This is a genomic window from Thermotoga sp. Cell2 (genome assembly GCF_000789375.1).
Classification (GTDB): domain Bacteria; phylum Thermotogota; class Thermotogae; order Thermotogales; family Thermotogaceae; genus Thermotoga; species Thermotoga petrophila.
The window spans coordinates 434162-457604 of record NZ_CP003409.1 but is presented as its reverse complement, the minus strand read 5'-3'; the positions used below and the strand labels follow the sequence as shown (position 1 = coordinate 457604).

The 23443-nt window shown below is 46.5% G+C and carries 21 protein-coding genes, 1 tRNA gene and 1 pseudogene; all 23 read right to left on the bottom strand.

Annotated elements, in window-relative coordinates; all coding sequences use genetic code 11:
• Positions 1-5: 5 nt before the first annotated feature.
• Positions 6-1853 (bottom strand): ABC transporter substrate-binding protein, encoded by a 1848-nt coding sequence (locus tag CELL2_RS02390; RefSeq protein WP_038033612.1) that lies wholly within the window; start codon positions 1851-1853, stop codon positions 6-8.
• A 60-nt stretch (positions 1854-1913) separates the two neighbouring features.
• On the bottom strand, positions 1914-4442 hold the full coding sequence (locus tag CELL2_RS02385; protein ID WP_038033614.1) for a DNA polymerase III subunit alpha: 2529 nt from the start codon (positions 4440-4442) through the stop codon (positions 1914-1916).
• Entirely contained in the window at positions 4439-5320 is an 882-nt protein-coding gene (locus CELL2_RS02380; protein ID WP_235231274.1) for an RluA family pseudouridine synthase, read from the bottom strand. Before CELL2_RS02380 ends, CELL2_RS02385 begins: the two co-directional genes overlap by 4 nt.
• The gene (gene lspA, locus CELL2_RS09495; RefSeq protein ID WP_081952617.1) at positions 5232-5792 is read right to left on the bottom strand and encodes a signal peptidase II; all 561 of its coding nucleotides are present in this window, start codon (positions 5790-5792) and stop codon (positions 5232-5234) included. The genes CELL2_RS02380 and lspA overlap by 89 nt, the downstream gene beginning before the upstream one ends.
• Complete coding sequence (locus CELL2_RS02375) at positions 5793-6641, bottom strand: protein-glutamate O-methyltransferase CheR (RefSeq protein WP_038033618.1); 849 nt, start codon at positions 6639-6641, stop codon at positions 5793-5795.
• Positions 6583-7299, bottom strand: coding sequence for a hypothetical protein (locus CELL2_RS02370; RefSeq protein WP_038033620.1), 717 nt, complete (start codon positions 7297-7299; stop codon positions 6583-6585). Before CELL2_RS02370 ends, CELL2_RS02375 begins: the two co-directional genes overlap by 59 nt.
• Before the next feature lie 8 nt (positions 7300-7307).
• Complete coding sequence (locus CELL2_RS02365) at positions 7308-8069, bottom strand: YebC/PmpR family DNA-binding transcriptional regulator (RefSeq protein ID WP_038033622.1); 762 nt, start codon at positions 8067-8069, stop codon at positions 7308-7310.
• The gene (locus tag CELL2_RS02360; RefSeq protein ID WP_038033624.1) at positions 8069-9406 is read right to left on the bottom strand and encodes a PP2C family protein-serine/threonine phosphatase; all 1338 of its coding nucleotides are present in this window, start codon (positions 9404-9406) and stop codon (positions 8069-8071) included. Before CELL2_RS02360 ends, CELL2_RS02365 begins: the two co-directional genes overlap by 1 nt.
• Positions 9399-9767 carry a response regulator gene (locus CELL2_RS02355; protein WP_011943094.1) on the bottom strand — a complete coding sequence of 123 codons (369 nt, stop codon included), beginning with the start codon at positions 9765-9767 and terminating at the stop codon, positions 9399-9401. The genes CELL2_RS02360 and CELL2_RS02355 overlap by 8 nt, the downstream gene beginning before the upstream one ends.
• Positions 9760-10353 (bottom strand): TIGR03936 family radical SAM-associated protein, encoded by a 594-nt coding sequence (locus CELL2_RS02350; protein ID WP_012310559.1) that lies wholly within the window; start codon positions 10351-10353, stop codon positions 9760-9762. Before CELL2_RS02350 ends, CELL2_RS02355 begins: the two co-directional genes overlap by 8 nt.
• Positions 10350-11339 carry a YbhN family protein gene (locus tag CELL2_RS02345; protein ID WP_081952616.1) on the bottom strand — a complete coding sequence of 330 codons (990 nt, stop codon included), beginning with the start codon at positions 11337-11339 and terminating at the stop codon, positions 10350-10352. Before CELL2_RS02345 ends, CELL2_RS02350 begins: the two co-directional genes overlap by 4 nt.
• 40 nt (positions 11340-11379) lie before the next feature.
• Positions 11380-12009 (bottom strand): diguanylate cyclase, encoded by a 630-nt coding sequence (locus CELL2_RS02340; RefSeq protein WP_038033629.1) that lies wholly within the window; start codon positions 12007-12009, stop codon positions 11380-11382.
• Positions 12006-12572, bottom strand: a complete 567-nt coding sequence (gene pdxT / locus CELL2_RS02335) for a pyridoxal 5'-phosphate synthase glutaminase subunit PdxT (protein ID WP_012310556.1) — start codon at positions 12570-12572, stop codon at positions 12006-12008. The genes CELL2_RS02340 and pdxT overlap by 4 nt, the downstream gene beginning before the upstream one ends.
• A 3-nt stretch (positions 12573-12575) precedes the next feature.
• The gene (gene pdxS / locus CELL2_RS02330; protein WP_004081493.1) at positions 12576-13457 is read right to left on the bottom strand and encodes a pyridoxal 5'-phosphate synthase lyase subunit PdxS; all 882 of its coding nucleotides are present in this window, start codon (positions 13455-13457) and stop codon (positions 12576-12578) included.
• Positions 13458-13470: 13 nt separating this feature from the next.
• Complete coding sequence (locus CELL2_RS02325; protein ID WP_038033632.1) at positions 13471-14766, bottom strand: nicotinate phosphoribosyltransferase; 1296 nt, start codon at positions 14764-14766, stop codon at positions 13471-13473.
• Positions 14767-14776: 10 nt separating this feature from the next.
• Positions 14777-15301, bottom strand: a complete 525-nt coding sequence (locus tag CELL2_RS02320) for a cysteine hydrolase family protein (RefSeq protein WP_012310554.1) — start codon at positions 15299-15301, stop codon at positions 14777-14779.
• A 37-nt stretch (positions 15302-15338) separates the two neighbouring features.
• A tRNA-Ser gene (locus CELL2_RS02315) sits at positions 15339-15427 on the bottom strand.
• A 67-nt stretch (positions 15428-15494) separates the two neighbouring features.
• Positions 15495-16778, bottom strand: coding sequence for a hypothetical protein (locus CELL2_RS02310; RefSeq protein ID WP_038033635.1), 1284 nt, complete (start codon positions 16776-16778; stop codon positions 15495-15497).
• Positions 16779-16812: 34 nt separating this feature from the next.
• Positions 16813-18015: an S-layer homology domain-containing protein gene (locus CELL2_RS02305; RefSeq protein WP_012895888.1), complete on the bottom strand. Its 1203-nt coding sequence runs from the start codon at positions 18013-18015 to the stop codon at positions 16813-16815.
• A gap of 82 nt (positions 18016-18097) precedes the next feature.
• On the bottom strand, positions 18098-19303 hold the full coding sequence (tyrS, locus tag CELL2_RS02300; protein ID WP_012310551.1) for a tyrosine--tRNA ligase: 1206 nt from the start codon (positions 19301-19303) through the stop codon (positions 18098-18100).
• A gap of 4 nt (positions 19304-19307) precedes the next feature.
• The gene (gene secG, locus CELL2_RS02295) at positions 19308-19538 is read right to left on the bottom strand and encodes a preprotein translocase subunit SecG (protein ID WP_004081487.1); all 231 of its coding nucleotides are present in this window, start codon (positions 19536-19538) and stop codon (positions 19308-19310) included.
• A gap of 19 nt (positions 19539-19557) precedes the next feature.
• Positions 19558-22308, bottom strand: a complete 2751-nt coding sequence (gene uvrA, locus CELL2_RS02290) for an excinuclease ABC subunit UvrA (RefSeq protein WP_038033638.1) — start codon at positions 22306-22308, stop codon at positions 19558-19560.
• A pseudogene (locus CELL2_RS02285) lies at positions 22305-23407 on the bottom strand (TIGR00529 family membrane protein). The gene uvrA and the pseudogene CELL2_RS02285 overlap by 4 nt, the downstream one beginning before the upstream one ends.
• Positions 23408-23443 lie beyond the last annotated feature (36 nt).

The window sequence follows — 23443 nt, the reverse complement described above, 5'->3', positions numbered from 1 at the left end:
ATTTTTTACTCTTCTGCTTTCCAGAGCACGTAGTAGTCGTCACCAGGTCTCATTGGATTGTAGTACCATCCTTTGACCCAGCTTCTCTGGACTCTCACACCGAGCGGCTGGTAGAGAGGCATACCAAGGGCGTGCTTCATTGCGAACCTCTGGATCTCTTCGTAGAGTGCCTGTCTTTCTGCGGGATCGGTCTTCGCGATCGCTTCTTCTATGAGCTCGTCGAGGCTTCTACCACCAAGGTCGGGATGTGGTGTGGAAACGAACTTCCTGAAGTTCTCACCCTGTCTTCCAGAGTAAACTCCTGCACTATGGTAGTATGTGAAGATGAAGTTGTGAGGATCCGGATAATCTGCGAGCCATCCTATGATGAAGACAGGCACTTCTCCTCTCTTGGTTGCGTCGAGATACGTAGGCCACTGAACGCCTCTCACTTCGACCTTGAACTTCGTCGGATTGATCATCTCGATGTATGCCTTCAGCATTTCTGCGGCTGCTCTTCTCACATCGTTACCGGTGTTGTAAAGCAACGTGATCTTGAATCCTTTCTTCCAGACCTCACCGTTCCACGCCTTCTTGAAGTACTCCGTTGCTTTCACAATATCGAAGTGTGGAGCGTCTGGATCGTTCAGCAGCTCTTCGTTGAATCCGAGGAGTCCTTCTGGAAGGTCTGTTGGTATCTTTCTACCAAGACCTTTGAGCACTTCGTTTATGAATGTGTCGTAGTCGAACGCGTAGATGAAGGCTTTTCTCACGTTTTCATCAGTGAAGAAGTCTGGTGGTATTCCGTTTCCGTCGAGTTTTCCAGAGCCTATGTACTTGCTGTCTTCGGGAACGTTCCACGCGAAGTGAAGGGATGTTACCGCAAGTTCAGGAAGTCCCTTTATAACGGTGACACCGGGTTTTCCTTCCACCTGCTCGAGGTACTGGGTTGGGACAGCACAGATATCGGCGTCTCCCTGAAGGAACATCGCCCTTCTTGTGCTCCACTCGTCGATTCCCCAGATGATAACTCTTTTGATCTTCGCGGGTTCTCTCCAGTAGTTGTCGTTTCGCTCGAGGATGACTTTCTGCTGAGCTCTGTCCCATTCGACGAATTTGAAGGGTCCAGTTCCGTTCATTCTCGCGTAGAGAGGAGAATCTTCTTTTCTGATATCGTGGTACTTCCACCAGGTATCGGCTCTTCCGTCCCAGCATCCTATCTCTATACACCACTCTTTGTCGAGGACAGCACTCCAGCTGGCGCTCTGGGCGAGTATGTACATGAACGGTGCGAAGGGTCTCACGAGGTGGAACACAACGGCGTCACCTTCAACTTCGATGGCGGGATCGATGTAATCCGTGTAGATCTTTATGAGGGCGTCTCTGTACTCTGGAAGCGGCTCACCGTTTTCGTCGAAGAGTTCGCTGTAAGGCTTGCCGATCTTTTCCTCGACGAAAGTTTCCAGTGAATCCACACCGAACAGGGCTTCCCAGAGCATCCACATGGGACCCGCTGTTGGGTCGAAGATGAGACCTCTCTCAAAGCTGTATTCCACGTCTTCTGGTGTGAGATCTCCTCCTTCGTGGAACTTCACACCTTTCCTGATGTAGAACTTGTAAGTTTTCCCGTCGTCCAGAATTTCCCATCTTTCCGCAAGGCGTGGTTCGAATTCTGTGAGGCTTTCTCCTTTGTAAGCGATCAGGTTCTCGTACACGTTGTAGATAACTTCGCCACTCGCCGTGTCATAGGCGTAGTGTGGGTCGAGAGTGTCGGGTTCTCCAATGGTGGCATCGATTATGGTGTCAGGGTTTTTCACTTCGGCCAGTACCAGAACTGACAGGATTGCCAGAAACAGCACAAACAGTTTCTTCATAACGAAACCCCCTTTCCAAAAATGTGATGACTCCTTACTATATTTGAATTATAGCATAGATCACCGAGGAACGACTCTGTAGCGATATTCATCCGTTAGAGGTCTGTATCCTTCATACCTTACAACAGCCCCGTTTTTAAGGACTTCCGTTATCTCGTTTTGACCGGCCTTTTCCAGTGTCGCGGTAAAATCCACTCTGTACACGAACCTGGTGTTTTCATTGAAGGGCCAGATTTTGATGATCTTCTGAAGGGGTGAGAGGAGCACAAGGTGAACACCATCGGGAACGTCTGCCCTTACCCGGCAAATAGAAAGGCCATCCGTCACGATGTTTCTCGAAACTCTTTTGACGAGCACAGGAAGAGTCCTACCATACGTGAAGACATCGGCTATACCGGCAAAGAGTCCTGTAGGAACTTCAGGAACGGGTGTCAACGGAAATCCCATGCTCTTCTCTTCGAGTTCGGTGATGTCTCCTATTTTGATGTTTGAACTTTCCTGCTCTACCTTTTCTCCGAAGAGGCTTCGAATCTCAAGAATATCTTTCTCAACCTTTTTGTTCAGTTCTTCCAGTGCCAGTTTTCTGTTTTCATAAAGTTTGTCGAAGACGCCTGCTGTGATCAGGCTTTCCACAACGTTTCTCGGAACTCCGGTTACCCTTTCCTGAAGTTCTCTCACACTGTTGATCGGCCTGATTTTTTCGATTTGTTCAACCAGGGTTGCTCCCACTCCTTTCACAACCGTCAGGGGAAGGTAAACGTCTTTACCGTGAAAGACCAGTTCTTTTCCAGAGGTGTTGATATCTGGAGGATGTACTCTGTATCCTTCGCTTCTCAGTTCCTGAACGGCAAGGAAGATCTTTTCGGTGTCTGAAGAATTGTACGCAAAGTAGAGCTTGAAGAATTCTTCAAGATGATGGACTTTCAAATATGCCGTCTGGTATGTGATGTGGGCGTATGCGACGCTGTGAGACTTGTTGAAGGCATAGGAGGAAAAGTTCAGGAGGATCTCGAGGATCTGTTCTGCGTTCTCCATGCCTTTTTCAAGAAGGCCTTTTTTCATCTTTTCAAGGAGAGGTTCCATTTTTTCTCTTTCTTTCTTTGCAATGGCCCTTCTCAAAATATCCGCTTCGGTGCCTGAGAGACCCGCGAACATGGCGAGTCGCATGATCTGTTCCTGATAGATCAGAACCCCTCTTGTCTCTGGAAACGTCTTCCTGAAAAACGTGGGAACGTTCTTCGGATTCGAAAACATAACATCCAGGCCAGACCTCAATGGACCAGGTCTGTTGAGGGCAAGGAGAATGGAGAGTTCGTCCATGTTTCTGGGAGAGATTCTTCTGCAGAGCTTTCTCGCCTGGAGGCCTTCGAGCTGAAACACACCAAGGGTTTTTCCCTTAGAGATGAGGTGATACGTTTTTTCATCAGAGTAATCGAAAATCTCTTTTTTGAAATCTTTTATGAAAGAAATGGTTTTAAGACCCAGTATATCGATCTTCACAACACCTATTTCTTGAAGATCGTACATGTCGTAGTCCGTTATCGGGATATCTTCTTCCATTCTTGTAGGCAACGGCAGAGGGTTTTCTGAGATCACGACTCCCGCGGCGTGAACACTGGGGTGGTGCGGCAGTCCGTAAACGGTTTTGTAGATTTCGTTTTTCTCTTCAAGAGACGCATCTGGAAGAACGGAGTTTATGAGGTTTTTCAGAGATTTCTCTGTGAGGTTTCCAAAGGTTGAAACCTGATAGACTTGAAAAGACTTTGATAATTCCTTTATCAGGTCTTTTCTTCTCCTGTCTTCCACATCCACATCTATATCGGGGGGTTCCTGCCTTTCTTCGTTCAAGAAGCGTTCGAAGAGAAGGTCGTATTTTATTGGATCTACCTCTGTTATTCCGCACAGGTATGCAACGAGAGAACCAACCGCACTTCCTCTTCCAGGCCCAACTTTTATGCCCATTTTCTTTGCGATCTCTACCACTTTTTCCACCGTGTAGATGTACGGGGTGAAACCCTTTCTTTTTATCACCTCGAGTTCTCTTTTCAGACGGCTAATGTACTCTTCACCCAATGGTTCTGCCTTTTTTATTAGTAATTCGTTCCAATTTTTAGGAGGAGTGGGGAATCTGTGATTCACTCTGAGATCGTAGGCTTCTGCGTTCAGAATGTCGGCCACATCTTCACATTTTTCTGGAAAACCCTGAACGTCTTCGTCGAGTCCGAAGATCTTTCTCATGAAGATGCTGGCCTTCTTTTCAGAGGCATCGAGATATCTTACAGGTGTGAGTTCGCTTTCGTGGAAAACAGGTATGTCTTCGAGTTCATGTGTTTCTCCGTTGTAGTATCTGACCAGGCTGTCAAATTCCTCTCTGTTTCTCGCGACGAAGATGCTGCCGTCTTTCCAGAGACCGTGAACCGGTATCAGGCCGTGTTTTCTCATGATCGTGTTGAACTTCACAGCGGCGTGGAAGTTTCTGTCGGCGAGGATGACAGATTTCAATCCCTTACTTTTCAAGAGAAGGGCCAGTTTTTCGAATCGAACGACTGAGCCATCGAAAGAATAGGGAGATATCACCCATGGAATCATGATCTTTCCCTCACGTATTCATGGATCCTTCTGATGGCTTCTTTGAAGTCCTCTGGCAGAGGTGAGACGAACTCCATCCATTCGCCCGTTCGAGGGTGGAAGAAACCGAGTTTCAGGGCGTGAAGCATCTGCCTTTTTATTCCGAAGATCTCATCCTCTTTCGGCTTCCCGTAAATTTTGTCTCCCATGATCGGATGCCCGAGGCTTTTCATGTGCACCCTGATCTGGTGCGTTCTACCTGTTTTAGGAAAGGCGAGAACGAGCGTCGCAACGTCATCGAACCTTTTCAGAACTCTGTACTCCGTGATCGCTTCTTTCCCTGTTTCAACGACGGCCATTTTTATCCTCAGAACAGGGTGCCTTGCGAGAGGAAGGTCTATAACTCCTTCATCACTCTTCACTCTACCTTTCACTAGGAGTATATAGGTCTTCTTCACCTTTCGATCTTTGAACTGCTTCGAGAGGCTCTGATGGGCAAAATCGTTCTTGGCTACCACTATGACACCGGAGGTCTCTTTGTCGAGTCTGTGAACTATTCCCGGCCGGAGCTTTCCCCCAACTCCCTGAAGATCTTCGCAGTGATGAAGAAGGGCGTTCACGAGAGTTCCGCTGAGTTTGGAGGGAACAGGATGAACGATCATGTCTCCAGGTTTGTCGATAACTACGATGTCTCTATCCTCATAAAGAACTTTCAATTCTATCTCTTCGGGTTGAACTGTCGCTTCCTGTGGCTTTTCAGGGAGGTCAACCTCTACTATCTCACCCTCTTTCAACTTGTAACTCGGCTTTTTAATCTGACCGTTGACCTTCACTTTGCCCTCTTTTATCGCTTTTTGAATCAGTGATCTCGAGATCCATGACGGTGTCTTCTCCTTCAAAAACTGATCCAGTCTCCAACCCTCTTCTCTTTTTTCGACTCTCCAAACTTTCATTGTCTCCACCTCTGAAAACTCCCAGTATCATAAGTGCTCCTCCGACTATGATGAACACATCCGCTAGGTTGAATATCGTTGGGAGAAAGGTCAAGTTCAGAAAATCAAGAACGTATCCGAATCTGATTCTGTCGAGAAGGTTGCCGAGAGCTCCCCCAAGAATGAAGCCCATGGCTATTCTTTCCAGCCTGCTGAACTTGAAAATATAAGGAAGCAGGGAGAGAAAAACAACAACGAACATCACGGTCCAGAGAAGCTGTTCGGAAAGATTTTCAAACAACCCGAGTGCGATTCCTCGGTTGGTTGCCTTCACGAATCTCAAAAAACCCGGAACTATAAAGAAAGTTCCGTGTATCTCGCTTGCTATCCGCTTTGTAAGCTGATCCAGAACAATTGTGAGAACCATCACAAAAGTCATTTACTCCACCTTTCTGTAGATGAACGGTTTGTATATCTCAAATCCCAGTTCTTTGTAGTTGAAAATTCTTTCGGTGTTTCCGACGAAGAGGAACCCTCCCGGTTTCAGAGATTCAGCGAACTTTCGGTAAAGCTCATTTTTCGCTTCTGGTTCGAAGTAAATAACCACGTTTCGACACACTATCAGGTCGAAGTTCTTTTCGAACGGATCCTTCAAAAGATCGTGCCTTTTGAATTCCACGATTTTCTTCACAGAATCTTTTATCCTGTACCTTCCATCCGGTAGTTTCTCGAAATATTTTTCCAGGTATTCCTTTGGAGTACTGACGAAGGCCCTTTCTTCGTAAATCCCTTCCTGGGCCCTTCTTAGCACGCCGATGTCGATGTCCGTTGCCAGAATACGTGTTTTATAGGAAAGATTGAGTTCGTGAACCAGGATGGCCAGAGAATACGGTTCTTCTCCAGAGGAGCAGCCCGCACTCCAGAACTTCATTCTCAGAGAATTTTTTGCAATCAAAGGAATGATCTCATCTCTCAGTTCCCACCACTTTTCCGGATTTCTGAAAAACTCTGTCACGTTTATCGTCATCTTATCCATGAATTCATCGAGGTATTTCTTGTCCTTTATGAGCATGTTCAAATACTCTCTGTATCCCACGTTGTACTTTCTGAGAAGAAGTTCTGTTCTGCGCTTTACCCTCTGTGGTTTGTAAGAAGAGAGGTTCAGTCCGAACCTCTTTTCAACCTCTTTCACAAACCATTCGAATTCTTCCTGAGGAAATTCCTTCCACTCAAAATTCGATTGAAAGTTGAAAGGCCCAATTTTCTTTTCCGATCTTTCCTCCTGCATGGAATCTTCCCACCTTCCACTGTCCTTCTACGTAGTCACTGTTGATGAAGATCCAGCCGTTTTCCTCCAGTAATGCCAAACCGGGTTTGAATTTTCCATCGTAAAGAAAACGAACCACCGTTTTTTTATGTTCAAAGATCAAACCAACCCAGTTCGAAACACCAACTTTTAAACTTCCAAGTTCTAACCAGACACCGGGCTTTTCGTTTTCAACGAAGAGTTCAAGACCTGTATCGAACACTTTGAAGTTCAGCCCAATGTGGTAGTTATCATCGTTCGACAAAACGAGAAACACGGGTTTCTCCGTGAAGAAGAAAACATTTTCTCCGTTCCAGATTCCACCCATGAAACCAAGTCTCACATTCCAGCTCTTTTTGAACGGTACAAAGGTCGCTTTCAAGACTGCTGGTGCGTGATATTCGAACGAAAAATCATCGATTCCGAATCGAAAATAAACAGGATTGTCATAAATGAAAGGAAGGAGAGAGAGCTCCCCTTCCGAAAAACTTGCAAAAAAATCGAACCTGAACTTTCCTTCTATGAAGTCTGTTTTGAGCTCAGGAGACAGTACAAAACCCACCGTGGGAACTTCATTATAAACTCCTGCTCCCACTTCGATGAAACCAGCGTATGCAGGAACAGTTACCAGAATAAACAAAAGTAAGATCAGCCCTCTAACCTGGAAAGTATCTCCTCCATCTCTTTGTCGTCCATTTCAAAGTTCGAATACACTTCCTGCACGTCGTCCATATCTTCCAGCGCGTTGAGAAATTCAAGAACTTTTTCGGCATCTTTACCCGTGACTTTCACCGTGTTTTTCGGAATGAATGTTACCTTTGCTTCCAATTCGTAACCGGCTTCTTCCAGTCTACTCTTCACTTCCGAAAGATTATCAGGTGCTGTGATTATCTGTATCGGATCTTCTGTGTCTTTTATGTCTTCTGCTCCCGCGTCTATAGCAATCATCATGAGTTCTTCCAGGTCTTTCACCTTGTCTCTTGAGATTTCGATAACTCCTTTTCTCTCGAATATCCAGCTCACCGAACCGCTTTCCGCAAGACTGCCACCGTATCTGCTGAACAGATGCCTGAGTTCTTGGGCAGTTCTGTTCTTGTTATCTGTGAGCGCTCTGATGTACACAGCGACTCCTCCGGGTGCGTATCCTTCGTAGATCACTTCCTGGTAATCTACTCCTTCGAGTTCTCCTGTTCCTCTCTTTATGGCCCTTTCAATGTTTTCTTTGGGCATGTTTTCTGCCCTTGCTTTTTCAACTGCCGCTCTCAATCGCGGATTTGTTTCTATGTTTCCTCCTCCTTCTCTTGCTGCAACGATGATTTCTCTGATCAGTTTTGTGAAGATCTTGGATTTCTTCGCATCCTGGGCCATCTTCCTGTGTTTAATATTGGCCCACTTGTTGTGACCTGACATCATTCCACCTCCTGCTGTCCTTTATATTTTAACACCACGATTGTCATATCATCGTGCTGCTGGGCATCTCCCATAAACGACTTAACGTTTTTTCTCAGTGCCTCCAGCAGTTCAGCGGGTGTTTCACCCTTGAATTCCCTCAATATATTTTCCAACTTTTCGTATCCGAATTCTTCGCCCGCTTCGTTCCTTGCTTCTGTCAATCCGTCGGAGTAAGATATCACGAATGTATCTGGTTTCAAATGAATGGTGTGCTTTCTGTATTCCCACTCTGTTATACCGATTGGGATCGCAGAAGCTTCAATCTTGACGAGCTCTCCCTTATGCAGGAAATAAACTGGATTGTGGCCTGCGTTTATAAGATTCAAAGTTCCATCTGGAGATATCTCTATAAAAGCCATCGTTACAAAGCGGTCGTTTGTCATGTTTTCGCAGAGAATGGAGTTCAACCTGTTCACGAGTCTTTCCAGATCGGGACACGTGGTGACCAGCACTTTCAGATAACTCCTCACTGCGCTCATTAGCAGAGCCGCCGGTACACTCTTTCCTGCCACATCACCCACGACTGTGAGAAACCTTTTCTCCTGTGACACGAAGAAATCGTAATAGTCCCCACCAACTTGAACAGCAGGTTGAGAGCAGGCATCTGCTTCTACGAAACCAATCTCTGGAATTTTTCGGGGAAGAAGATTAGTCTGTATCTGTCTTGCTATGTTCAATTGTTCTTCCAGTCTTTCTCGCTCTATCTCCTTTTTGAGAAAATCCAGTCTGTCGAGAGCACTCGCTATGTATCTTGCCGTCATCTCAGCTATTTTCCTGTCACCTGCGGTGAAAACTCCTCCGTCTTCTTTTCCAGTGAAGCACATGTATCCGTAGTATCTGTTTCCTTTTATCGGTACAAACAGAAGATTTGAAAACTTCTCAGATTTTCCGGGCTCTATCAGAACGGTCTTCTCTGGATTTCCTATTTCTGCTTCTATTTCTTCTCTGTTTAGATCCCCGGCTGTCAACTCACCTTCCAGATGAACAACATAACCCTCAAATTTTATCACGTTCCTGAGGAGTCGAATGACTTTTTCCAGTTTGTTCTGCAAGTTCAAAGGGAACTCGAACGTACCGAAAATCTCCGAGATTTCGAGCAGAGTTGATATTTCTTCGTACGAGCGCGAAAGCTCTTCGATTTGAGCTTCCATGAACATGGCCTGTTCTTCTAAGCTTTTTCGATATTCGTTTATTTCGTACTCCAGGATCTCCAAAAGATCATCTATTCCTTTCGAACAGTCGTGTTCAAGATTCAAGATTTCAGCGATTCTTTCGCAAATTTCCCTTTCATTCATTTAGTAAATGCTTCACCTCCTCGATGAATTGGGAGGGGCTGAACGGCTTTCTCATGACCTTTCTGGCACCCAGGGAAAATGCCAGAGATTCGTCCTCTTCACCACCCTTTGCCGTGAGGACTATCACCGGGATTCTTTTCCAATTTTCTTTTTCTTGAAGTTTTTTCAAAACGGTGAATCCATCCATTACGGGCATCATTATGTCGAGAACTATCAGGTCTGGTGTGAACTCCGAGAGCTTTTCTAGGGCTATCTGCCCGTTTTCCGCTTCTATCACTTCGTAACCTTCTTTTTTCAGATTGAAAGAAACGATTTTTCTCAGAACCGCTGAATCGTCAACAAGAAGAATCTTTTTAGACACGCGTACCACCCCTTTCGAGGAGAGAAGAGAGAGGACCGTGCCCGGTCATGGCTTCTTCACATATGGGTAAGAAAAAAGTTCCTTCTTCTGCAAGGAGTAACGGGTTTATCAGTTTCTCCCTCTTTTGAGTATACCTGAAGATGTGATACTTTTTTCCACTCGATACTTCAAAATCAAGAAGACTCTCTTTGAACGAAACTTTTTTGTTCTTTTTCAAAATAGTCTTCTCCAGATCCACAGGTTTTTCTGAGATCACTAAGAAACGATACGAGTTGACCAGTTCGTTGATGTTTCCATCGAAGATCCATGCGCTTTCTAAAGCGAAATCCTTTGGGAGGATGTTTTTCAGAGTCTCTATGTGTTTTTCTGAGATGTTTTTCACAAAGAGTTCCACGTAGAAAGCGAGGTTCACCACACCCACCGGCATGGCGTCGAGGAAACTCATCTTCGGTTTTGGATGGAAACCTTCCGTGAAAACGATTGGAAAATCTGCTCTCCTTATGGATCTTTCCACGAGTTTTATAGACTCAAGTGTTGAGAGAAATCTCCTCATTCCTTTTTTCTTGAATCTGAGAACGATCTTCATTTTGCCACTTCCTTCGGATAGCGGTAAATCAAGAGGAATGCAATGCCGATGAATATCGGAAGATAATAGGTAGAAATCCTCCAGATGAGAATGGAGGCGAGTGTTTTTTCAGAAGAATTCAAAATCTTGGAAAAAACGATCTGATAAACCGCTTCCACTCCTCCACTCGCTCCAGGAGTGGGTATGTAAAACACGACCAAACTCAGGAAATAGAAGAGGCCTGTGACGTCGAGAAAACCTATTTTTCCGGATGTGAGCCAGATGGCAAGGTAGAGAACAAAAGATTGAACAAGCAGGGAAATGAAAGTGAGAGGAAAATCGAAAAACATAAAGCCACTTTTCCAGAGTACTTGAACGCTTTCTTTTAATTTTTCTGTCCATTCGAGAAATCTGGTATCCCAATCTTCTATTTTGGTGATCTTTTTGATGAGTCGATCTATCCATCTTATTCTTTTGAAAGCGTTAAAAAGACGTGCGATAAGAGGAGGATTTATCAGCGCAGACATCAAAACGGCTATGAACGATACGCTGATGAGGTACGCGAGAAGTATCAACTTTGAAGTCAAAAGTGCGTTCGAGAAGAGAAGGTTTCTGTATCTCACAAGGCCCAGAATCGAAAGAACAGTAACAGAGATCAGGTATTCTACGAATCTGGAAAGAATCACGTTCACATTGTGCTCAGATTTGAAACCCATCTTTGAGAGGTGATACGTCTGGAAAAACTGTCCTCCAAAATAAAAAGGGGTGAGCATACTGAAGACAAAACTCATGTAATTGTTGAAGAAAGAATCGTACAGTGGAAACTTCTCTTTCCATACGAACGAGTAAAGCCACTTCATCTTGAGAGAGTCTATGACGATAGAAAAAACAAATGTTCCGCAGAGGAGGAACATGTAAAGGAGAGATTTTAAATGAAAATATCTGGAAAATTCAGCGGGATCTACTTCCCTGAAAATAAAAAAGACGGCGAGAAATCCAAAAGCCAGCGCCAGAATTATGTTGATCCACTCTTTTTTACTCAGATTTTCACAACCTCCTCAAAGAAGATTCGAGGGATGCAAGCAGATCTTCAACGGTTTCCATCCAGTCTTCGACCTGGGCGACTCCGTACTCAAGCATCGGCTGTTTCGTCCAATCCAATCTCAGGAACTTTCTCTTCAACCTTTTGAGGAGTCTTTCCGCGCCTTCTTTCGATGTTCCGGGAAGAACGATCATTATTTCGTTTCTCTTCAGGAAATCGAATCTATCAGAAGACCTCAAAAGTTCTCGAAGGAGTTCATAGACACGTCTTGCCGTACCGTCATCTTCGAAAAAGAGATAGATAACAGAAAGTGGAAATCCGTATCGCTTTGATTTTTCGAAGTCGTCTTCGAGATAGCTGAGGATACCAGATGGGAATATCAGGTACGCTTTCATCATTTCGAATTTTCTTCTCAGCAGAAAATCCGGAAGGCGTGGATCGATCACGTCCAGCACACCTTCCGGAATCTTCTCAGGTACGTTCTTTGAGACCAGAATCACCCACCGACCCTGTTCCTTCAAATCGTCGGTGATGATCACATCCGCCGATTCATTTATGAAAAAACCTACCTCTTGAACGATGCTGGCTATTCGTTCACGAAGTTTTTCATCTTCCAGATCGATTTTCACTTTCATTTCACCATCTCCAGGAAGTATCTGTGCAGTCTCAAATCGTCGGTGAGTTCTGGGTGAAACGTGCACGCGAGTATATTTCCTTCTTTCACCAGAACAGGGTCATAATCGTAAGTTGCCAGAATTTCCACATTCTTTCCTGTTTCAACGATCCTTGGAGCCCTTATGAAAATGGCTCTGAATGGATCTTTTCCTACAGCGGGTATCTCTACAAACGTCTCAAAGCTTTCGACCTGTCTTCCGTAGGCGTTTCTTTCAACGGTTATGTCCAAAACTCCAAGTTTTTCCTGGGAGTAGTTTTCGATGCGCTTTGCGAGAAGGATCACACCGGCACACGTTGCAAAGACGGGAAGGCCGTTGTTTATTCTTTCCACCAACTTTTCATCCATATCCATCTCTTTGAGAATTCTTATCATGGTGGTCGATTCTCCACCAGGCAGGATGAGACCATCCACCATGTCCAGCTGCTCTGGAAGTTTCACTATCAGGGTCTCAACTCCGAGCTTGTGGAGAGCTTCCACGTGTTCTCTGACGTCTCCCTGAACACCCAGAACTCCTATTTTCATCCCTTACCACCCTCTCTCCTGCATTCTCACTTCGAGTTCTTCGACATCGAGCCCTCTCATCGGCTCTCCTATGTCTTCGGAGATCTTGAGGAGTATCCTTGGATTGTCCCAGTAGGTAACGGCCAGCACCATGGCTTTCGCCATCTTTCTTGGATCCTTGGATTTGAAGATACCGGATCCCACGAACACTCCATCTGCTCCGAGCATCATCATGAGAGCCGCATCCGCAGGAGTTGCCACACCACCCGCTGCGAAGTTCACGACGGGAAGTCTTCCAAGTCTTTTGACCTCTCTGAGAAGCTCGACGGGAGCTCCTATCTCTTTTCCGTAAGCGACGAGTTCTTCGTCTTCCATCTTCGTCACCTGTTTTATCTGTTCCATCACCCTTCTCATGTGCTTCACTGCTTCTACAACGTTTCCCGTTCCGGCTTCTCCCTTCGTTCTGATCATGGCTGCACCTTCTGCTATTCTTCTGAGAGCTTCTCCCAGGTCCCTTGCACCGCAGACAAAGGGCACTTTGAATTCGTGTTTGTTGATGTGGAACCTGTCGTCAGCTGGTGTAAGGACTTCGGATTCGTCGATGAAGTCAACTCCGAGTTCCTCCAGTATCTTTGCTTCGGCTATGTGACCGATTCTCACCTTCGCCATCACAGGGATGGATACTGCCTCCATGATTTCCCTGATCTTTGCGATGCTTGCCATTCTGGCGACTCCGCCCTCTTTTCTGATATCGGCCGGAACTCTTTCGAGGGCCATTACCGCAACGGCTCCCGCTTCTTCTGCGATCTTGGCCTGTTCAGCAGAGGTGACGTCCATGATGACACCGCCTTTGAACATCTCCGCAAAACCCTTCTTTATGATCCAGGTACCCTTTTTGATTTCCATTCCATTCACCTCCTCACTCTTCCTCCCAGTAGCGTTTCCCCACTTTTTTCAATCTGGGATTTTCTATCTTGTATCTTCCCACCTTTGCGCAGTGTCTTCCATTGACTTCAACGATGTCTGCCGTGATATCCACCTTCTCCCTCAGCAGGCGAGAACCAACACCGTACGCGTCTGCCGGTACCCCCAATCTTTCGAATAGATCTATCTTCTTCTCGTCGAATCCTCCGGAGACGACTATCTTCAGATCCTTGAGCCCCACTTTGTCGAACTCCTGACGGGCTCTCCAGACGAGTTCCGGACACACTCCAAAAGAGGATTCGTCTTTTGGGACCACAGATTTATCCCTCAGATTCCCGGAGGTGTCGAACCTCACACCCCATATCTTGTTCTTTCCAGGACCTATGATCGGTGAAGGATCTGTCACTCCGAGTTTGAACGGCTTTTTCATCACGTACTCGTAGAACTTTTCGATGACCTTGAAGGTTGTTCCTATCACATCGTTGTCCCAGTCCACAAGAACGATCCTGTTCACATCTTCCTCCATGTGTTTGTCAAAAGCGATGGCAGCGTCCTCGGTCTTCCCATCGTAGCAGGCTATCAGGGCGTGAGGCATCGTTCCCATGGATTTGACACCCCAGTAGTCCGCGTTCGCGTCTGTAGAAACTCCAAAGGCCCCCGCTTTGAGAGCTGCGTAGCCGTCTGTTGCCTGGACCCAGTAGTGATCGAAACGGGCACTGAAAAAGAGCACGGGTTTTCCTCTCGCTGCCTTCACCACTTTCTTGACGGCCGTTGCCGTGCTGGTGGCTCTTGCGATCACACCGAGAAGCACCGTTTCGAGATACCCGAAATAGGTGGGATCTCCCTCTATTGTCATTATCGGCTCTCCTTCTTTCGCTTCCTCGCCGTCGTAGAGGGCGTGTACTTCTATTTCATCCCATTTGTCTACCCAAAGATCGTTCAGTTTCAATCTGAGGTCCCACTTTTTCTGAGTGAGCTCCAGAATCTTCTGAACGTCCATTTCAACTGAAGCAGCCTGCATTTCTTTGTCTAATTTCAAGATCTCTTCGAAGAGTTCCCTCGCTTTTTCCTCGTCTTTGTAGTATCCCGTGCAGAACTTCAGAATGGCGAGGGCCTCGTCAATTCCGCAGATTACGGCGTCTTTCCTCGGAAAGAACTGATAGTACACCCGTGGATGGCGGTTGTCCCTTTTCAAGACCTTCACATAGTTTATGAAGTATATGTCCGAGTAGTAACCGTTCCTGATGCGGTCGATGGGAACCTTGAAGACCTCGGGACTGAGTCTTTTCACATTGATCACCTCAAATGAATTCTGCTCCTAAAATTTCTTTCATTTCCCTCAGTGCAAAGCGGTGAAGCTCTTCATCGTAAGAAGCAACGCCTTCAGTGATTATTTTAACAGGGATATCCCTGTTTCTCAACTCTTCGACGGTGAAGAGCACACAGATGTGTGTTACAACTCCACAAACGTAAACTTCGTCTATCTCGTTGTCTCTGATTATCTTTTCAAGATTCGTGTTGTAGAAGGCACTGTAACGGTTTTTTTTCACAGAGAAGTGATTGGGATAATCTTTCAAAGCTTTCTCGAGTTTTTCAGTGAGTCTTGCACCATCAGTGTTTGCAACGCAGTGTTTTGGCCAGATGTTGAATTCTCTGTCTTCAGGATCGTGCCAGTCCTGTGTGGTGATGATGGGAAGGTTTTCCTTTTTGAACTCTTCAACCCACTTCAAAATGGGATCGATCACCTTCTCTGCTCCTTCGAAGTAAAGAGCACCGTCTTTGTCAACGAAATCCCTCTGGAGGTCCACCACAAGAAGGGCTCTCACGTTTTCACCCCCTAAAAAGAAAAGCCCCGTGCGGGGCTGGCGGAGGCGGTGGGACTCGAACCCACACGGGCCTTCCGGCCCACCGGTTTTCAAGACCGGCTCCTTAGCCAGTTCGGACACGCCTCCAGTTTTAAATTATACAACAAAACAAAACCCCCGGCAAGTGCCGGGGGTTGATTTGCGGTGGTGTGGATTAGAATGCAACGGAAGCTTTCAAGTAGAGGTACCAGGTGAAGTAATCGTTGATATCAGCAGTACCATCACTATTGGAATCAAACAGAGTTCCGAAGAAGAATCCTGTTGTGAGAGGACCGTAGACGTAGCTGGCGTCGACGTTGTAACCCAGTTCGTTGGTGGCAACTTTGTATTGTGCAGCTGCTTTGACTGTAAGATTTTCAACGGCTGTGACTGTCAGGTTGGCATCGATGGTGACATTAGTAGCAGAAGCGACAGCATCATCCCAGGAAGCGCTCACATTTGCCTCTGCCATATCGGAGTCGTAAGCAAGAGCAAGCGTCACAGGCAGGCTGAAAGAATTGGCATCAAGATCGTAAGTCGGTGTCAGTTCTGCACTGAAGGTCACTTCATCGGTGACACCAGCTTCCGCTTTGAGACCAACTTTCACGAGTTTGGATCCCCAGGGTGCTGTCCAGCCATCGTCATCAACAGAATCATCGTCGTAGTATGTGGGGGCTCCTTCAGAATAGACAAAGTATGGAGACACCGTCAGAGTAACAGGTTCCATTTCAAAGGATTTGCTGTACTGTGCTTCTACCAGGTACATGCTGGTTGCTTCGTAGGCGTAGGCAAGATCGACCACGAGATTTTCAAGGATGTCTTTTCCAGTGAGATTCAAGTGGGCAGCATAGCCATAGGCGCTTGTGGCATTGTTCGTATCAGTATCATAGAACGCACCGAAGAGTGTCGCATCAAGGAGATCAAGGTTCGTCACACCGAGTTTCAGAGCAACAGCGTCGTCGAAGTAATTGTTGGTATCATTCGTGGCGTTGGTGAGATCTGTCTCAGACACAATGTCTGCAAAGTAGGCGGTCAGAGAAATTCCTTCAAGACCAAGTTTTGGCGTAAATTTTCCTTCAAGACCAAGTTTTGGCGTAAATTCAAGTGCTCTGTCTCCTACGTAGTAGAACACATAGCCATCCCCATAGATATCAGAGTTGTAGTAAGTGAGATCGAACAGATCCGTTGTGACAGCTATCTTGCTGAGAGAAGTGTCTGTTCCAAGGACGTCAATGGAAAATTCTGCTGTAATGGTAGCAGGTGCTGTTACACTGCCAGAGCTTGGAGAAATGGACACAGACAAATCACTAATATCACCTTCGAGGTCGATGCCTTCTTCGTCGAGGTACGCGTTGAAGTAGCCAGTTCCAGAGACATTGACTTTAACGACGTCTTCGTAGGCAAACGCTGCTGTGACTAAAAGACCCAGTACCAGGAAAAGAGCGAGCAACTTCTTCATAACATCTTACCTCCCCTCAGAATAAATTTTGGTTTTATTTACCACTGATTGCGATCAGAATGAGACCGAGAATTCCAAAGAACGCACCTGTGAGGATGCTGAGATTCCTGTTGTAAGCCTTCACGCTTTCGATTTTGTCCTCGAGTTCCGCCTTCACCTGATCGATCTTTTCGTTAGTCTCGTTGTACTTCATGTTGAGGTCTTCTTCGAGAGACGACGTTTTTCCGTAGAGGTTGACGATATCCTGTTCATGAAGATCAACCGTCTTCTGTATCTCCGCGTCCTTTTCCTTGAGAGCGGAAATTTCATCGTTCAATTTGCTTTCTGTGTCGAGGAGTTTTGTGTAGACCATGTTCAACGTTTTCTCCTGTGACTCTATTTTAGCAGAAAGTTCGGCCTTCGTGTCAAGTATTTTTTTGTTGAGATCTTCGTTGAGTGCAGCGACTTTGTTGTAGAGGTTTATGATGTCTTTTTCGTGAAGTTCGACCATTGCGGAGATTTCTTCATCTTTCCTGGAGAGTTTCTCTTCTGTCGCGGCGATCTTGTTGTTGAGTTCCTCGTTAACGGAACTGATCTTGTTGTAAATGTTTATGATGTCTTTCTCGTGTAGATTGACTATTCCTTCGAGATCGGCGATCTTGTTTCCAAGGTCCTTTTCAAGGGCTGCGAGTTTTTCGTTCACTTCAGAGATCTTTGCGTCCACATTCTCCTTGTATCTTTCGTAGTCTCTGGAGAGATTTCCAAGTTTGAGCCCGATGTTGTTCACAACTTCTCTGTTGAGCGAGATCTCTTTGTCGAACTCCATCTCGATCTCTTCTTTCACAGAATCGATCTTCTCGAGCAGTTCTCTTTCGGTTTCTGTGAGATTGGCCTGAGTGGTACCTATCTGGGATGCCAGAGTGTCCAGTATGCCGGTGAGACCGTTAACCTTCTCCTCGAGGGCCATGTACTTGTCGGAGAGATTTCCAACAACCTGTGCCAGATCACCTGAAGCACCTGCAAGCATCTTCTGTTCGATGAAATCGAGGAGCCTGCTCACCGCAGTCGCTGCTTCGTATCTGGTGATGTACCTGTCCCCTTTGAACTCGCCGTCCGGATAACCTATGAAGATACCCCTCTGCCACAGCTTCCAGACGTACTCGTAAGCCCAGTGATCTTTTGGAACATCAGGGAAGAACGCGAACATCGCTGAGAAGAAAACGGACAGCATTGCAACGGTAAGAAGAACTCTCTTCATGGGACAAACCTCCCTTCTCATTGATCACAGTTAAATCCTGTGGTGATTATACCATCCCGTCCAAAGGAAATTCAAGAGTTTTCTAAAGTTTTTTTGTCTCTCCACCTGATATTCTGTAGAACTTCCTCTTTCCAACTCTCAAAACTCGCTCTCCATCAGGTTCTACAGTGAATTTTATGTCCTCTATCCTCTCTCCGTCGATGTACACTCCACCTTGAGAAACGAGTCTTTTAGCCTCACTTTTGCTGGATGCAGCTCCTATCTCCACGAGGAGATCCACGATGTTCTTATCCTGAGAAATCTCAACGACCGGCATCTCGTCAGGAATTTCTTTCTTTTGAAAGACTTTCACGAATTGTTCCTGGGCCTTCTTTGCGTTTTCCTCTCCGTGGAAGAAACGGGTTATTTCGTACGCGAGAACCATCTTTACGTCTCGTGGATTGATCGTTTTTTCCTTCATCTTTTTCTCGTACTCTTCGATCACTTCTTCTGGGATGTTCGTGAGAAGGTGCATGTATTTTATGATGAGTTCATCAGGTATGGACATGAGTTTCCCGTACATCTCCTCGGGCGGATCGTTGAAAGCGATGTAGTTTCCGTAGCTTTTGCTCATCTTCAATTTTCCATCCGTTCCTTCGATGATCGGCATCGTCATGACGATCTGGGGCTCTTGACCGTATTCTTCCTGTATCTTCCTTCCCACAAGGAGGTTGAAAAGCTGATCCGTTCCGCCGAGTTCCACATCTGCCTGGATGGCAACGGAATCGTAGGCCTGTGCGAGCGGGTACAGAAACTCCGATACGGCGATGGGAATGCCTTCTTTGAATCTCTTTGCGAAATCGTCTCTCTCGAGCATCCTCGCAACCGTGTACTTTGAAGCCAGAACGATCACATCCGCGAAGGTCATCCTGTCGAGCCATTCACCGTTGAATCGAAGCTCCGTTCTTTCTGGATCCAGTATCTTGAAGGCCTGTTCCTGATAGGTCTTTGCGTTCTCCAGAACCTCTTCTTTGGTCAGCATGGGACGCGTTTCGTTCCTTCCAGAGGGATCACCAATGCGTGCGGTGAAGTCTCCTATGATCAGAACGACCGTGTGACCGAGATCCTGAAACTCTCTCAGCTTCCTCAAAACGACCGCATGTCCCAAATGCAGGTCGGGCCTTGAGGGATCCACGCCGAGTTTCACGCGGAGTTTTCCCTTTCTTTTTATTCTGTCGAGGAGTTCTTCTTCGCTTATGAGGTCAACAACATTTCTTTTGAGAATTTTCACCTGTTCTTCCGGCGTCATCCCATCACCTCGTTAGGACGAAAGCTGTTACTACGCAGGAAACGAAAAAGAGTACAGACAGGACAAGAGTGATCTTTCCACCGGTGTCGAGGCCTTTCCTCCTTCCAAAAACGGTGTGAAGTCCTCCACTTCCGAAGGCACCACCGAGCTCTGAGAATTTCGACATCTGTACCTGGACCATGTAGATGAGAGCCACGCTTATGATGGTGTGAACGATTAGGAAAAACGTCTTCATCACTACACCTCCCTGGGCATTATAACACGTTCTTCAAGAATCTTCCGGTGTAAGAGTGAGGATTCTTTGCTATTTCCTCTGGTGTTCCCGTTGCAACTATGTAGCCACCTTCTTTTCCACCTTCAGGACCGAGATCTATGATGTGGTCTGCGTTTTTTATGACATCGAGATTGTGTTCTATCACGATTACGGTGTTTCCTCTATCTACCAGCCTGTGGAGAACTTCCACGAGTTTTCTCACGTCTTCAAAGTGAAGTCCAACAGTTGGCTCGTCGAGTATGTAGAGGGTTCTTCCCGTATCTCTTTTTCTCAACTCAGAGGCGAGTTTGATTCTCTGCGCCTCACCCCCGGAGAGGGTGGTGGCTGGTTGCCCGAGTTTCACGTATCCCAAGCCCACATCGTGCAAAACCTGAAGCGTTCTCTTTATAGAGGGTATGTTCTTGAAGAACTCCAGCGCTTCATCCACCGTCATATCGAGTATATCAGAAATGTTTTTTCCTTTGTAGGTTATCTCGAGTGTTTCTCTGTTGTATCTCTTTCCCTTGCAAACATCGCACTCCACGTACACATCGGGAAGGAAGAGCATTTCTATCTTCACGTAACCCTGACCCTGACAGGCTTCACATCTTCCTCCCTTCAGATTGAAGCTGAATCTGCTCTTGGTGTAACCACGTGCCTTAGCAGCGGGGGTCATGGCAAAGAGGCTTCTTATTTCGTCGAACACCTTGGTGTAGGTAGCCGGGTTGCTCCTCGGTGTTCTTCCAATGGGAGATTGATCTATCGCGATCACCTTGTCGATGTTCTCGTGTCCTTCGATCGAATCGAATTCTCCAGCGGGAAGTTTGGTTTTGTGAAGGAGATTCATCAACGCCGGGTAGAGCGTTTCCATGACGAGGGAAGATTTTCCAGATCCCGACACTCCCGTGACACAGACGAAGACACCGAGGGGAATCTCAACGTCTATGTTCTTCAGATTGTTGTGACGAACGCCTTTGATCTTCAAAGACGCGTAAGGAAGCCGCCTCGTTTTGTTTACTGCGATCTTTCTTTTCCCCGAGAGGTATTCACCCGTCAGAGAGCTGTCTGGATTTTTCAAAAGTTCATCCACGGTACCCTGGAAGACGACCCGACCACCGTTCGTTCCCCCGCCCGGTCCGATGTCTATGATGTGGTCAGCGTTCCTGATCACTTCCTCATCGTGTTCCACCACTATCACCGTGTTTCCAAGATCTCTGAGCTTTTTGAGGGTTTTTATCAGTCGCTCTGTGTCCCTTGGGTGGAGTCCAATAGTCGGCTCGTCCAGAACGTAGATGACTCCCGTGAGACCCGAACCTATCTGTGTTGCGAGCCTTATTCTCTGAGATTCTCCTCCAGAGAGTGTGGTGGCGGATCTGGAGAGAGTGAGATATTCGAGTCCAACGTCCACGAGGAATTCGAGCCTTTTTTCTATTTCCTTCAGGAGTTCTCCCACGATTTCTCGCTCTCTTTCGGTGAGATTCAGATTCTTCAAAAATTCGAGTTCTTCTGAGATAGAAAGCTCGGTGAACTCGTGTATGTTCAAACCGTTTATCTTCACAGAGAGGGCTTCCCTGTTCAGTCTTTTCCCACCGCAGACGGAGCAGGTTCTCTGTACGATGAAGTTCTTTTCCAGCCACTCCTTCATCTCGGGAGATTCCGTTTCTCTGTGCCACCTCTGAACTTTTGGAACCACTCCTTCGAAACGATCATCTCCGTACAAGATGAACTCTTTCACATCTTCAGGCAGATCTTTGAAGGGAAGGTGAGGGGAAACACCTCGCTTTTCTATCTCCCTTGCGACCCATCTCGAGAGCCTTCTGTCCCATCTGTACGGAATGATCGCACCTTCGAGAACGCTCTTCTCTTCGTCTATCACGAGGGATGGATCCACCTCAAATGTGAAGCCGAGGCCGTGACAGTTCGGACACGCACCGTACGGACTGTTGAAAGAAAACAGCTTTGGTGTGATCTCTGGAAACCCGATACCACACACCGGGCACATGAGGTTTTCGCTGAAGATCTTGCATTCTCCGGTGTCGACGTTTCTGATCTCGACGAATCCTTTTCCTTCCCTCATTGCTAGCTCGAGACTGTCCAGTATCCTGTGTTCGTTTCTGGTTTCAAGGATCAACCTATCGACCACCAGCTTCACAGTGTGTCGTTTGTTCTTGTCGAGTTCCGGCACTTCCTCGAGCCTGTAAATCTCGCCGTCTATTTCTATTCTCGCGAATCCTTTGGAGATGAACTCTTCGATCTCTTTTTTGAATGTTCCTTTCTTCTCCGTCGCAACTGGTGCGAGTATGTAGATTCGACTCCCCTCTTTGAAAGAATTGAACAAATCCTGAAGGATCTCATCGATGCTCTTTTTCTCGAGAGGCCTTCCGCACTCAGGGCAGTGGGCTTTTCCTATCCTCGCGTAGAGCACCCTCAGGTAATCGTAAATTTCCGTCACCGTTCCAACGGTCGATCTGGGATTGTGAGAGACGGTTTTCTGATCTATGGCTATGGCGGGGGAAAGCCCTTCTATCTCGTCAACATCGGGTTTTTTCAGGTTGCCGAGGAACTGTCTCGCATACGTAGAAAGTGACTCCAGATATCTTCTCTGCCCTTCGGCGTATATCGTGTCCATGGCGAGTGAAGACTTCCCCGATCCTGAAACTCCCGTTATGACAACAAGCCTGTTCTTTGGAATCCTCACGGTTATGTTTTTCAGATTGTGAATTCTTGCTCCTTTCACCACGATTTCGTTCACAGGATCACCCCCAAAACGAGGGCGCCGAGGATCAGAGTCAGCACCAGTGGGAGGAACACCTTCTTTAGAATGTCGAACACCTCTACCTCGAAGAATTTCGCAGACAGCACGACGCACAGATGAACCGGAGACAGTATGACACCACCCACAGCGAACATGTAGGTGTACACGGCGTACTTGCTGCTGAACACCTCCATCAAAACAGGAAGAGAAATACCGACGGCTGCCTGTGTGATACCCGTGGAGATTCCCGACACGAGAGGTAAAAAGATGAGAAGGATCCAGGGAGAAAGATTCCATCTGACAAATTCAGCCGCGATGCCTTCACCCACGCCGGAGTGTTCAACTATGACCTTGTAGATGTAAACAAGAAAAAGGACGAGAAAAACATCCCACTTATTGAAAACCTGCTTCAGAGTCTTTAGAAGGTATCTTCTCCTGAATACCGCATAACCCGATGTGCTCAAAAGAAGTGCGAACCATCCTGGAACTTTGAAAATAAGTATGAGAACACCCGTTCCCAGAACGGGTATCAGTGGAAGAAGATTGAAGAAAGATCTGGGTTTAGAGAGACGGGGAAGTTGCTTTCCATTGAAAAAAACCATCCCAGAAGAAAGGCTATGGCAAACACAGGAAAGAGAGTCAGAGAAACCTTTCCCGGATGGATCCCGGAGAGTTCAGAGACGAGCACCACAGCTGGATATATGGGCCAGAAGAATTCTATCGTGTGTCTGAACCAGTAGTTCTTGACGGCGAGTTTCAGCGGATTCTCTTCGGGAAGTGAATTCTTCACTATGGGAGCTGTGAAGAGAGCTCCGCCGGGCATCGACATGAGACCTATGAGAGCGGGGACGAACGAATCCACGTTCTTCGAAAAGATAGTTCGCATTTCCTCGGGAAAGCGGTTGTAATCACCTGAATTTTCCATCATTCCTGAAAGAAGGTATATCAGAAAAACCGTCGCAATGAGTGACCAGAAGGAATCTGAAGAGATCGTCCAGGAAAGAATTTCCGGAATGTTTCTCACCTTGAGAGAGAGAATCATCACGATGACACCAGAGAGCAGAGAAATGGAAAGTTTTTTGAAAACTCTCTGCACAACAATGACTGTGAAAAGGGATAACAACACTGACAG